Origin of the sequence: Streptomyces sp. NPDC016469 (genome assembly GCF_040632905.1) — a bacterium.
GTDB lineage: Bacteria > Actinomycetota > Actinomycetes > Streptomycetales > Streptomycetaceae > Streptomyces.
Genome location: NZ_JBEYCQ010000001.1, coordinates 387,600 through 399,703, shown reverse-complemented (window position 1 = coordinate 399,703; position 12,104 = coordinate 387,600). Strand labels below are relative to the sequence as shown.

Here is a 12,104-nt window from a genome sequence, read left to right as displayed (position 1 = left end):
CGGAATGACCGTCGGTCAGGATCTGCGCCGGGCGGCCCGTCGGGAGTGGGGCCCGCTGTGGTCGGCCGTACGGGCGCCGCTCGCCGCCCGAGGGCCGCGGGCCGTGTCCCTGACCCTGGCGTCGGTGGCGCTGACAGCGCTGCTCCAGGTGGTGCAGAACCGGCCCTGGGGCTACGGCCCGGTGCAGACACTGGGCGCGGTCCGGGCGGACGACCCGCTCCGGACAGCCCTGCTGCGTACCCCGCTGTCGCTGTTCGTACCCGCGCTGGACCTGCCCGTGTGGGGCGCGCTGGCGCAGATGCTGGTGGTGTTCGGGGTCGCGGAGGTCTGCCTCGGCCGGTGGCGGACCCTGCTGATCGCGTACGCGGCGACCCTGGCCGGGACGCTGTACGCGCGGACCGGCATCGCGGCCGGGCCCGGCGCCTTCCTCGGGCTGCCCGCGTCCGACGCGCGGGTCGTGGACACCGGGCCTTCGGCGGCGGTCGTCGCGCTGGCGGTCTGCGTCTGCTGGGCCCACCGGGCGCGGGTCACCGGGGCGGTGGTGATCGTGGCGATGGCGGCCGAGGCCGTGCTCAAGGACAACCTGGCGGGCCGGGAGCACCTGGCGGCCATCGCGGCGGCGCTCGCCCTGTGCGCGGTCCCGGCGCTGCGCGGGCGGGGCGGTCAGGGCTCGGAGGGCGGGAGCGGGACCCGGTCCGGTGCCCCGCCGATCAGGTCCTGGAACTTGCGGCGCGGGCCGACCCAGCGCACGTCGTGGTGGTAGGCCCGCAGCACCGCACGGGAGCGGGCCCGGTGCCGGTTGCGGTAGAACCGCCTGGCCCAGAGCGAGGTCGGCCGGGCCAGCCGGACCGCGCCGATCAGGGCCACGAACGGGACGAGCGTGCCGACCACCGCCATCCGGGCCTTGCCCTTGAAGAGGGCGATCAGCACGAAGCAGAAGTTGATGACGACGGTGAGCACGGCCCCCAGCCGGCCCTGCTGCTGATCGTCGCTCAGGTCGTCCACGCCCAGCGGCGAGAACCCGCCGAGCACGAGCAGTACCAGGGCCGCCGTGAGCACCACGACCTCCACGCTCCGGCGCCCCTCCTCGGTCCAGTACACGTCGTCCAGGTGCAGGATCAGGGCGAACTCGTCCAGCACCAGGCCGGCGCCCATGCCGAAGACGGCCGCGCAGATCCCGGCCGTGACCCCGTGCCGCCCGCTGGCCACCGCGCCGAAGCCGCCGACGACGGTCAGCACCACGCCGGGCACCACGTGGTGGATGTGGACGCCGCCGGGCGTGATGTTGCGGAACGGCCCCTTCCCGGCCCGGATCATCCGGGTGATGACCCGGGTGATCGCGAACGTGAGCACGAAGGCGGCCAGGGCCAGGAGCAGGGGCAGCTTGCCCGGCTCGACGAAGTTCTGATCGAACCAGTGACCCATGCCACGCACTCCCGCTCGTCCGCCTCTGCCCCGTTATGCGGCATTCGGTCAATCTAGCCGCCGTCGCCACCGATTAGCCTGCGCGCCGTGACCTCCCTGAACAGCCACGGCCTGCGTTTCGCCTTCGGCACCCTGACCGTGCTCCCCGTCCGCGTCACCCGCTGGGACCGGGAGGCCGCCCGGGCCGGGATGCTGTGCGCCCCGGTGGCCGGGCTGGTCGTCGGCGTCCTCGCGGCGGTCCCGGGCGGGCTGCTGCTGTGGGGCGGGGCGGGCCCGCTGCTCGCCGCGGTCGCCTCGGCCGCCGTGCCCGCCGCGCTCACCCGGGGCCTCCACCTGGACGGTCTCGCGGACACCGCCGACGGCCTGGGCAGCGGCAAGCCGGCCGACGACGCGCTGCGGATCATGAAGCAGTCGGACATCGGCCCGTTCGGCGTGATCACCCTGCTCTTCGTGCTGCTGGCCCAGGTGGCGGCCCTTCAGCGGCTGTACGCGGAGGGCTGGGCGCAGGGTGCGGTGGCGGTCGTCGCCTCCGCCGTCGTCGCCCGGCTCGCGCTCACCCTGGCCTCCCGGCGCGGCGTCCCGGCCGCCCGCCCGGAGGGCCTGGGCGCGGCCGTCGCCGGTACGGTCCCGGCGGCCGGCGCCTGGGCGGTGGGGCTCGTGGTGGTGGCCGGGTGCGCGGGGGCGGGGGCGCCGCTGGGCGGGTACGGGGCGCTGCGGTACGCCCTGGCCGCCGTGGCCGCGCCGGTGGCGGCCGGGCTGCTGCTGCGGCACTGCGTGCGGCGGTTCGGCGGGGTGACCGGGGACGTGTTCGGGGCGCTGGCCGAGACGGCGGCGACGGCGACGCTGGTGTGCCTGGCGCTGGGCTGAGACGGCCCGTCAGCCCCTGGCGCAGGTCTCGCGCTCGACGCCCAGCTCGTACTCCTTGCGCAGGGAGCTGAGCCCCAGCTTCCGGGACCGGGCGCAGAACCGGGCGGCGGGGAGCTCGTACTCCACGTGGAAGACCGCCTTGCCCGCCTTCACGAACGGGGTCAGCTCCGCGCACTCCTCGTACTGCGCGCACTGCTCGTTGACCGCGAAGTCGAAGTCCCCGACCAGCTCCGGGATCTGCGGGAGGTCGTTCTTGAGGCCGACGGCCATGCCGTGGCGGTGGACCAGACGGGCGATCAGACGGTTGTAGCGCAGCTGGTCGGCGGCGGTCAGCGGGAAGCCGCTCCTGTTGCGGTAGCCGTCCATGTTGTCCGGTTCGACCGCGTCGAAGCCCTTCTTCGCGCACATCGCGATCCGGGTCTCCATCAGCGGCTCCAGGACCTCGGTGCGCCGGATGTCGAGCCAGCGCTCGCCCTTCCAGCCGTTGCCCTTCCCGAGCACCGCGGTGGGGAAACGGGCCGCGTCCGGGCGGAAGTCCTCCCAGGCGCCGGTGGACAGGTAGCAGATGACCTTGCGGCCCTCGCGGTGCAGCGCGGCGACCTCGGCCGCCGTCCGGTCGAAGCCGTCGATGTCGTACACCGGGGCGTCCACCGAGGTGTCGAGCTTCCCGGACAGCTGCCACTGCCAGTCCGTGCCCGGCGCCGGCCGCCAGCGCGCCGGCGAGGGCCGCGCGGAGCCGTCCGCCTTCCCGGCGGGGGCCTTCCCCTCCCCCGAGGAGCAGCCCGCCAGCATCGTGATCAGCGCCAGTGCCGTGACGGCGAGAGCGCCGCGCGCCCCGCCCATCCGTGCGGCCGTGCGGTCGCGCATCGTTCTCCCATGTCCGCCGGGACGATCTTCCCAGGAGCACCACCGTACGACGGATACGGCTTGCCGCCGTGAGCGGGCAGCAAAGGCGCGCGTAGGCTCATTCCCGGCACATTGCGGCCGCGTCTACGATGCGCCGGGCACGGTCGGCCCACCCACTCGACCGGAAAAGAACTCAACGGAAGCGAGATTTCACCACCGTGACTGCTCTCACTCTCAGCACTGCCGGTGCGGCGACGCTGCGCGCCGACGCCCTCGTCGTGGGCGTCGCCAAGGGCGCTGGATCCAAGCCTGGGGACCTGGTCCTCGCACCGGGCGCCGAGGCCGTGGACAAGGCGTTCGGCGGAAAGCTCGCCGCCGTCCTGGCGACCCTGGGCGCCTCGGGTGCCGAGGGCGAGCTGACGAAGGTCCCCGCCCCCGAGGGCCTGAAGGCCCCCGTCGTCATCGCGGCCGGCCTCGGCAAGGCCCCCGAGAAGGACGGCGCGTACGACGCGGAGGCGCTGCGCCGGGCCGCCGGTGCGGCCGCCCGCTCGCTGGCCGGCTCGAAGAAGGCCGGCTTCGCGCTGCCCGTCGGCTCCGTCGAGGACGCCGAGGCCATCGCGGAGGGCGCCCTGCTGGGCGCGTACGCCTTCACCGCCTACCAGGCCGGTGAGAACAAGCTGGCCCCCAAGGACGCGAAGCCCGCCGGCGCGAAGCAGGCGCTGGCCGAGGTCGCCCTGCTCGGCGCCAAGCCGCGCGACAAGGCGTTCAAGGCCGCCGCCGAGCGCGCGATCGCCCTCGCCGAGGAGATCAACCGCGCCCGCGACCTGGTCAACACCCCGCCCAACGACCTGTACCCCGAGTCCTTCGCCGCCGTGGCCACCGCCGCCGGCAAGGAGCACGGCATCAAGGTGCAGGTGCTGGACGAGAAGGCGCTCGTCAAGGGCGGCTACGGCGGCATCCTGGGCGTCGGCCAGGGTGCTGAGCGCGGCCCGCGCCTGGTGAAGCTCGCCTACACGCACCCGAAGGCGGAGAAGACCCTGGCCCTCGTCGGCAAGGGCATCACCTACGACTCGGGCGGCATCTCGCTGAAGCCGGCCGGTCACAACGAGACGATGAAGTGCGACATGGCCGGCGCCGCCGCCGTGTTCGCGACCGTCGTCTCGGCCGCCCGCCTGGGCCTGCGCGTCAACGTCACCGCCTGGCTGGCGCTCGCCGAGAACATGCCCTCGGGCAGCGCCACCCGCCCGGGTGACGTCCTGCGCATGTACAGCGGCAAGACCGTCGAGGTCCTGAACACCGACGCCGAGGGCCGGCTCGTCATGGCCGACGCGCTGACCCGCGCCTCGGAGGAGAACCCGGACGCGATCGTCGACGTGGCGACCCTGACCGGCGCGATGGTGCTGGCCCTGGGCAACCGCACCTTCGGCATCATGTCCAACGACGACGCCTTCCGTACCTCGATCCACGAGATCGCGGAGGAGGTCGGCGAGGCGTCCTGGCCGATGCCGCTCCCGGCGGACCTCCGCAAGGGCATGGACTCCTCGACCGCCGACATCGCCAACATGGGCGAGCGGATGGGCGGCGGCCTGGTGGCCGGCCTGTTCCTGAAGGAGTTCGTGGGCGAGGGCATCGCCTGGGCCCACCTGGACATCGCGGGCCCCGCCTTCCACGAGGGCGCCCCGTACGGCTACACCCCCAAGGGCGGCACCGGCTCCGCGGTCCGCACGCTGGTGAAGCTGGCGGAGCGCACCGCCGCCGGCGACCTGGGCTGACCTCCTCACGGCACGCCCCGTACGGCCCCGGGCATACGTCCGGGGCCGTAGGTGTTCCCCACCGGGACGGGCGATCGACCGCCCCGGACACGGGCCCCGCGTCCCGCCCACCGTCAACAAGTGCGAAGATGGGTTCTCGGCAGGACAGGGCCCCCACCACAGGGCCGAAGACAAAGCGGCCGCACACCAGCCGACCGGCCGGTACCACCCCGAGGACGGGGCCCGGCGTACGGCGCACATGCATGGAGGACGTGACGTGGCGAACGACGCCAGCACCGTTTTCGACCTAGTGATCCTCGGCGGTGGCAGCGGCGGGTACGCCGCGGCCCTGCGCGGAGCGCAGCTGGGCCTGGACGTCGCTCTGATCGAGAAGGGCAAGGTCGGCGGCACCTGCCTGCACAACGGCTGCATCCCCACGAAGGCCCTGCTGCACGCCGGCGAGATCGCGGACCAGGCCCGCGAGTCCGCGCAGTTCGGCGTCAAGGCCACCTTCGAGGGCATCGACATGGCGGCCGTCCACAAGTACAAGGACGACGTGATCTCCGGCCTGTACAAGGGCCTCCAGGGTCTCGTCGCCTCCCGCAAGGTGCACTACATCGAGGGTGAGGGCCGGCTCTCCTCCCCCACCTCGGTGGACGTGAACGGCCAGCGCATCCAGGGCCGCCACGTGCTCCTGGCGACCGGCTCCGTGCCGAAGTCGCTGCCGGGCCTGGAGATCGACGGCAACCGCATCATCTCCTCGGACCACGCGCTGAAGCTGGACCGCGTCCCGAAGTCCGCGATCGTGCTGGGCGGCGGCGTCATCGGCGTCGAGTTCGCCTCGGCGTGGACCTCCTTCGGCACCGACGTGACGATCATCGAGGGCCTGAAGCACCTCGTCCCGGTCGAGGACGAGAACAGCTCGAAGCTCCTTGAGCGCGCCTTCCGCAAGCGCGGCATCAAGTTCAACCTCGGCACGTTCTTCCAGAGCGCCGAGTACACGCAGGACGGCGTCCGCGTGACCCTCGCCGACGGCAAGACCTTCGAGGCGGAGGTGCTGCTGGTCGCGATCGGCCGCGGCCCGGTCTCGCAGGGCCTCGGCTACGAGGAGGCCGGGGTCGCCATGGACCGCGGCTACGTCCTGGTCGACGAGTACATGCGCACCAACGTGGAGACGATCTCCGCCGTGGGCGACCTGGTCCCCACGCTCCAGCTGGCGCACGTCGGCTTCGCCGAGGGCATCCTCGTCGCGGAGCGGCTGGCCGGTCTCAAGACCGTCCCGATCGACTACGACGGTGTCCCCCGGGTCACGTACTGCCACCCCGAGGTCGCCTCCGTCGGCATCACCGAGGCCAAGGCCAAGGAGCTCTACGGCGCGGACAAGGTCGTCGCGCTGAAGTACAACCTCGCGGGCAACGGCAAGAGCAAGATCCTCAAGACCGCGGGCGAGATCAAGCTCGTCCAGGTCAAGGACGGTGCCGTGGTCGGCGTCCACATGGTCGGTGACCGTATGGGCGAGCAGGTCGGCGAAGCCCAGCTGATCTACAACTGGGAAGCGCTGCCGGCCGAGGTCGCCCAGCTCATCCACGCCCACCCGACCCAGAGCGAGGCGCTCGGCGAGGCCCACCTGGCCCTGGCCGGCAAGCCCCTGCACTCCCACGACTGACCAGTCGAACGGGCGCGACGACCGACCACTTCCGCATTTTCGTAAGGAGCAACTGAAACCATGTCGGTTTCCGTAACCCTTCCGGCGCTCGGCGAGAGCGTCACCGAGGGCACTGTCACCCGCTGGCTGAAGGCCGAGGGCGAGCGCGTCGAGGCCGACGAGCCGCTGCTCGAGGTCTCGACCGACAAGGTCGACACCGAGATCCCCGCCCCCGCCTCCGGCGTCCTGTCGTCCATCAAGGTCGCCGAGGACGAGACCGTCGAGGTCGGCGCCGAGCTGGCCATCATCGACGACGGTTCGGGCGCCCCGGCCGCCGAGGCCGCTCCGGCCGCCGAGCCGGCCGCGACCCCCGCCCCGGCCGCCGCCGAGGCCCCGACCGCCCCGTCGACCGAGACGCAGGCCCCGGCCGAGGCGCCGAGCGCCGAGGCCACCACCGGCGCCTCCTCCGCCTCCGGCACCGACGTCACCCTGCCGGCGCTCGGCGAGAGCGTCACCGAGGGCACCGTCACCCGCTGGCTCAAGGAGGTCGGCGAGGAGGTCGCGGAGGACGAGCCGCTGCTCGAGGTCTCCACGGACAAGGTCGACACCGAGATCCCCGCCCCGGTCGCCGGTGTGCTGCTGGAGATCGTGGTCGGCGAGGACGAGACCGCCGAGGTCGGCGCCAAGCTCGCCGTCATCGGCGCGCCCGGTGCCGCTCCGGCCGAGGCCCCGGCCCCGGCTCAGCCCGCCCCGGCCCAGGCCGCCCCTGCTCCGGCTCCGGCTCCGGCTCCGGCCCAGGCGGCTCCCGCCCCGGCCCCCGCCGCTCCGGCCCCGGCCGCTCCGGCTCCGGCGCCCGCCGCCCAGGCCCCGGCCCCGGCGGCTCCGGCCGCCCCGGCGCAGGCTCCGGCCGCCGCCCCGGCCGCGACCTCCGGTGACGACGGCGCGTACGTCACGCCGCTGGTCCGCAAGCTCGCCTCCGAGAACGGCGTCGACCTGGGCTCGGTCAAGGGCACCGGCGTCGGTGGCCGCATCCGCAAGCAGGACGTCGTCGCCGCCGCGGAGGCCGCCAAGGCCGCCGCCGCTGCCCCGGCGCCCGCCGCCGCTCCGGCCGCCGCCAAGGCGCCCAAGCTGGAGGCCAGCCCGCTGCGCGGTCAGACCGTCAAGATGACCCGCATGCGCAAGGTCATCGGCGACAACATGATGAAGGCGCTGCACTCGCAGGCCCAGCTGACCTCGGTCGTCGAGGTCGACGTCACCAAGCTGATGAAGCTGCGCGCCAAGGCGAAGGACGGCTTCGCGGCCCGTGAGGGCGTCAAGCTCTCCCCGATGCCGTTCTACGTGAAGGCCGCCGCCCAGGCGCTGAAGGCCCACCCGGTCATCAACGCCCGGATCAACGAGGACGAAGGCACCATCACGTACTTCGACTCGGAGAACATCGGCATCGCCGTGGACGCCGAGAAGGGCCTGATGACCCCGGTCATCAAGGGCGCGGGCGACCTCAACATCGCCGGTATCTCGAAGAAGACCGCCGAGCTGGCCGGCAAGGCCCGCGGTGGCGGCCTGACCCCGGACGACATGTCCGGTGCCACCTTCACCATCAGCAACACCGGCTCGCGCGGCGCGCTGTTCGACACCGTCATCGTGCCGCCGAACCAGGCAGCCATCCTGGGCATCGGCGCCACCGTGAAGCGTCCCGCGGTCATCGAGACCGAGGAGGGCACCGTGATCGGTGTCCGTGACATGACGTACCTGTCGCTCTCCTACGACCACCGTCTGGTGGACGGCGCGGACGCCGCCCGCTACCTGACCGCGGTCAAGGCGATCCTGGAGGCCGGCGAGTTCGAGGTCGAGCTCGGCCTGTAACCAGCCTCACGATCGGCGCCCCCGTCCGGAACCCTTCCGGGCGGGGGCGCCGCCGTATTGTCTAGACACCACCGGTCGCCCCGGCCACCGTGCCCGGTGCAGGCGTACCGGTCTGTCCGAAGGAGCCCGTCATGACCCCGCCCGTCGTCCACTCGCTGCGCGAACAGATCCGCGAGCACATCGTGGAGGGGATCGTCAGCGGGCGCTGGAAGCCGGGCGAGCGGATCGTGGAGCGGCGCATCGCCACCGAGCTGGAGGTCAGCCAGACGCCCGTGCGCGAGGCGCTGCGGGAACTGGAGACGCTGCGGCTGATCGAGTCGGCGCCCAACAAGGGCGTCCGGGTCCGCAACCTCACCGCCGCGGACCTGGAGGAGAGCTACCCCGTACGGGCGGGCCTGGAGCAGATCGCGGCCGAGCTGGCGGCCCCCGGCCTCGGCGAGGACTGCTCGCTGCTCGCGCCGCACGTGGCGGCGCTGTACGAGGCGGACCGGCTGGCGGACGGCGAGGCCCAGGTCCGGCACACGGTCGGCTTCCACCGCGCGATGGTGCGGGCGGCGGGGAACGCGGTCCTGCTGCACACCTGGGAGGGGCTGGGCATCGAGGTGTTCACGGCCCTGTCGATCCGCTGGCTGGGGACGGTCCAGAAGTCGTACGCGGAGGAGCACGAGGCCCTCATCGACGCGTTCCTGCGCAAGGACCCGGACATCGGGACGCTGGTCAAGGCGCACGTCCTGGGGTGCGCGCCGCGCGCCTGAGGCGCTGCGCAAGTGTCGCCCCCACCGCTCTTCTGTGCAGGTCAGCGCCCGTTTTGACGGGTAAATCCCGTCACTCGGTGCCCCATTTCATGGCACCGCATGCCACTTTCTTCATATCGAGAAGTTTTGCCGTTCATCCTTTGATCGATCATCGATCGGCGTCTTACAGTTCACTTCGCGGGCCCACCGGCCCCATCGCCCTGTCCTGCCAGTCAGGGACTTTCTCCACCCCCCTCCTCACCGGAAGGCGGCGATCATGACCGACCCCGTAGGAAAGCTTCCGAGCGAGCTCGACCAGCTCCCGGACCGCGACCCGGAGGAGACCGCTGAATGGGCGGCCTCCCTGGATGCCGTCACCAAGGCCGCGGGCCCGCACCGTGCCGCGTACCTGATGCGGCGCTCGCTCCAGCATGCCGAGGGCGCCGGTCTCGCGCTGCCCAAGCTGCTGGAGACCGACTACGTCAACTCCATCCCGACCGCCGCGGAGCCCGACTTCGCCGGTGACCTGGAGATGGAGTCGAAGATCACCGCGTGGAACCGCTGGAACGCGGCCGCGATGGTCACCCGTGGCGCGCGCTTCGGCGTCGGCGGCCACATCGCCACCTTCGCCTCGGCGGCCTGGCTGTACGAGACCGGCTTCAACCACTTCTTCCGCGGCAAGGAGGGGGACGGCTCCGGCGACCAGCTGTACGTGCAGGGCCACGCCTCCCCCGGCATCTACGCCCGCGCCTTCCTCGACGGCCGGCTCAGCGAGCAGCAGCTCGACAACTTCCGCCAGGAGGCGGGCGGCAACGGCCTGCCGTCCTACCCGCACCCGCGGCGGCTGCCCTGGCTGTGGGAGTTCCCCACGGTCTCCATGGGCCTCGGCCCGCTCTCGGCGATCTACCAGGCGCGCTTCAACCGCTACCTCGCCAACCGCAACATCAAGGACACGTCGAACTCGCACGTCTGGGCCTTCCTGGGCGACGGCGAGATGGACGAGCCCGAGTCGACCGCCGCCCTCGCGCTGGCGGCCCGCGAGAAGCTCGACAACCTGACCTTCGTCATCAACTGCAACCTGCAGCGCCTCGACGGTCCGGTCCGCGCCAACTTCCGCGTCGTGCAGGAGCTGGAGGGCGCCTTCCGCGGCGCCGGCTGGAACGTCATCAAGACGCTCTGGGGCAACGCCTGGGACGAGCTGTTCCAGCTCGACACCACGGGCGCGCTGGTGCGCCGCCTCCGCGAGGTCCCGGACGCGCAGTTCCAGACGTACGCCACCCGTGACGTCGCGTACATCCGCGAGCACTTCTTCGGCGCCGAGCCCGCCCTCGCCGAGCTGGCGAAACTGCTCACCGACGCGAAGATCGCCGAGTGTTTCTACACCTCGCGCGGCGGCCACGAGGCCCGCAAGGTGTACGCGGCCTACCGTGCGGCCGTCGAGCACAAGGGCGCGCCGACCGTGATCCTCGCCCAGACGGTGAAGGGCTACACGCTCGGCAAGGGCTTCGAGTCCAAGAACGCCAACCACCAGATGAAGAAGCTGACGATCGACGAGTTCAAGGGCATGCGCGAGCTGCTCGGCCTCCCGATCCCGGACAGCGCCTTCGCCGACGGCCTGGTGCCCTACGGCCACCCGGGCGCCGACTCCCCCGAGGTCCGCTACCTCCAGGAGCGCCGCGCCGCCCTCGGCGGCCCCGCCCCGGCCCGCCGGGTGCACGCGGTGGCGCTGCCGCAGCCCGAGGAGCGCGCGTTCGCCGCGCTCAAGAAGGGCTCCGGCAAGCAGGAGATGGCCACCACCATGGCCTTCGTCCGCCTGGTCAAGGACCTGATGCGGGACAAGCAGACCGGTAAGCGCTGGGTGCCGATCGTCCCGGACGAGGCCCGCACCTTCGGCATGGAGTCGCTGTTCCCCTCGGCCGGCATCTACTCGCCGCTGGGCCAGACGTACGAGCCGGTCGACCGCGACCAGCTGATGTACTACAAGGAGGCCAAGGACGGCCAGATCCTCAACGAGGGGATCACCGAGGCCGGTGCCATGGCCGACTTCATCGCCGCCTCGACGTCGTACGCGACGCACGGCGAGACGATGATCCCGTTCTACATCTTCTACTCGATGTTCGGCTGGCAGCGGACGGGCGACCAGTTCTGGCAGCTCGCCGACCAGCTCGGCAAGGGCTTCATCGTCGGCGCCACCGCCGGCCGTACGACCCTGACGGGCGAGGGCCTCCAGCACGCGGACGGCCACTCGCACCTGATCGCCGCCACGAACCCGGCGTCGCTCAACTACGACCCGGCGTTCGCGTACGAGATCGCGGTGATCGTCAAGGACGGTCTGCGCCGGATGTACGGCCCCGACGCCGAGGACGTCTTCTACTACCTGACGGTCTACAACGAGCCGAAGCCGCAGCCCGCGATGCCGGAAGGCGTCGAGGAGGGCATCGTCAAGGGCCTGTACCGCTTCAAGGAGGGCACGCCCGCCACGGCGGAGGCGCCGCGCGCCCAGCTGCTCGCCTCCGGCACGGCGATCCACTGGGCCCTGGAGGCCCAGGAGCTCCTCGCCGCCGACTGGGGTGTCACGGCCGACGTCTGGTCCGCGACCTCCTGGGGCGAGCTGCGCCGCGAGGCGCTGGAGTGCGACGAGGCGCTGCTCCGCGGCGAGCAGCGGGTGCCGTACGTGACGCAGGTGCTGGAGGGCGCTCCGGGCCCGGTCGTCGCGGTCAGCGACTGGATGCGCGGGGTCCCGGACCAGATCAGCCAGTGGGTCGAGCAGGACTGGACCTCGCTCGGCACGGACGGCTTCGGTCTCTCCGACACGCGTGACGCGGCCCGCCGCCACTTCGGCGTCGACGCCCCGTCCGTCGTGGTCGCGACCCTGGCCCAGCTGGCCCGGCGCGGCGAGGTGCCGGCGACTGCCGTCAAGGAGGCGCGGGACCGGTACGGTCTCTGACAGCCTGATCAGGCCCGTCCGGCTTC

9 protein-coding genes are annotated in these 12,104 nt (G+C 72.4%); 7 read left to right on the top strand and 2 right to left on the bottom strand.

Translation table 11 applies throughout. The features are described from left to right. Positions 1-4 precede the first annotated feature (4 nt). Positions 5-763 carry a hypothetical protein gene (locus ABZ565_RS01900; protein WP_361019173.1) on the top strand — a complete coding sequence of 253 codons (759 nt, stop codon included), beginning with the start codon at positions 5-7 and terminating at the stop codon, positions 761-763. On the opposite strand, the gene ABZ565_RS01895 is transcribed toward ABZ565_RS01900, so the two are convergent. Next, positions 664-1,425 carry a hypothetical protein gene (locus ABZ565_RS01895; protein WP_361019169.1) on the bottom strand — a complete coding sequence of 254 codons (762 nt, stop codon included), beginning with the start codon at positions 1,423-1,425 and terminating at the stop codon, positions 664-666. The two genes, ABZ565_RS01900 and ABZ565_RS01895, sit on opposite strands and share 100 nt — an antisense overlap. Before the next feature lie 87 nt (positions 1,426-1,512). On the opposite strand from ABZ565_RS01895, the gene ABZ565_RS01890 reads away from it, so the two are divergent. Beyond that, positions 1,513-2,292 (top strand): adenosylcobinamide-GDP ribazoletransferase, encoded by a 780-nt coding sequence (locus ABZ565_RS01890; protein WP_361019166.1) that lies wholly within the window; start codon positions 1,513-1,515, stop codon positions 2,290-2,292. Between the two features lie 9 nt (positions 2,293-2,301). Here the strand turns inward: ABZ565_RS01890 and ABZ565_RS01885 are convergent, their stop codons facing one another. Next, positions 2,302-3,159 carry an endo alpha-1,4 polygalactosaminidase gene (locus tag ABZ565_RS01885; protein WP_361019163.1) on the bottom strand — a complete coding sequence of 286 codons (858 nt, stop codon included), beginning with the start codon at positions 3,157-3,159 and terminating at the stop codon, positions 2,302-2,304. 197 nt (positions 3,160-3,356) lie between these two features. Here ABZ565_RS01885 and ABZ565_RS01880 point away from each other — a divergent pair, with 197 nt between their 5' ends. From ABZ565_RS01880 to aceE, 5 genes are all read left to right on the top strand, one after another. Beyond that, on the top strand, positions 3,357-4,910 hold the full coding sequence (locus ABZ565_RS01880) for a leucyl aminopeptidase (RefSeq protein ID WP_361019160.1): 1,554 nt from the start codon (positions 3,357-3,359) through the stop codon (positions 4,908-4,910). 256 nt (positions 4,911-5,166) lie between these two features. Next, on the top strand, positions 5,167-6,555 hold the full coding sequence (gene lpdA, locus ABZ565_RS01875; RefSeq protein WP_361019157.1) for a dihydrolipoyl dehydrogenase: 1,389 nt from the start codon (positions 5,167-5,169) through the stop codon (positions 6,553-6,555). 60 nt (positions 6,556-6,615) lie between these two features. Beyond that, complete coding sequence (gene sucB, locus ABZ565_RS01870; RefSeq protein ID WP_361019154.1) at positions 6,616-8,397, top strand: 2-oxoglutarate dehydrogenase, E2 component, dihydrolipoamide succinyltransferase; 1,782 nt, start codon at positions 6,616-6,618, stop codon at positions 8,395-8,397. A gap of 131 nt (positions 8,398-8,528) precedes the next feature. Then, entirely contained in the window at positions 8,529-9,152 is a 624-nt protein-coding gene (locus ABZ565_RS01865) for a GntR family transcriptional regulator (protein WP_073965535.1), read from the top strand. 256 nt (positions 9,153-9,408) lie between these two features. Further along, on the top strand, positions 9,409-12,078 hold the full coding sequence (aceE, locus tag ABZ565_RS01860; RefSeq protein ID WP_361019151.1) for a pyruvate dehydrogenase (acetyl-transferring), homodimeric type: 2,670 nt from the start codon (positions 9,409-9,411) through the stop codon (positions 12,076-12,078). Positions 12,079-12,104: the final 26 nt, after the last annotated feature.

Excerpts from the sequence above, each read along its gene's own strand:
- ABZ565_RS01900 (WP_361019173.1), top strand. The coding sequence starts at position 5 with ATGACCGTCGGTCAGGATCTGCGCCGGGCGGCCCGTCGGGAGTGGGGC.
- ABZ565_RS01895 (WP_361019169.1), bottom strand. The coding sequence starts at position 1,425 with ATGGGTCACTGGTTCGATCAGAACTTCGTCGAGCCGGGCAAGCTGCCC.
- ABZ565_RS01885 (WP_361019163.1), bottom strand. The coding sequence starts at position 3,159 with ATGCGCGACCGCACGGCCGCACGGATGGGCGGGGCGCGCGGCGCTCTC.
- sucB (WP_361019154.1), top strand. The coding sequence starts at position 6,616 with ATGTCGGTTTCCGTAACCCTTCCGGCGCTCGGCGAGAGCGTCACCGAG.
- ABZ565_RS01865 (WP_073965535.1), top strand. The coding sequence starts at position 8,529 with ATGACCCCGCCCGTCGTCCACTCGCTGCGCGAACAGATCCGCGAGCAC.
- aceE (WP_361019151.1), top strand. The coding sequence starts at position 9,409 with ATGACCGACCCCGTAGGAAAGCTTCCGAGCGAGCTCGACCAGCTCCCG.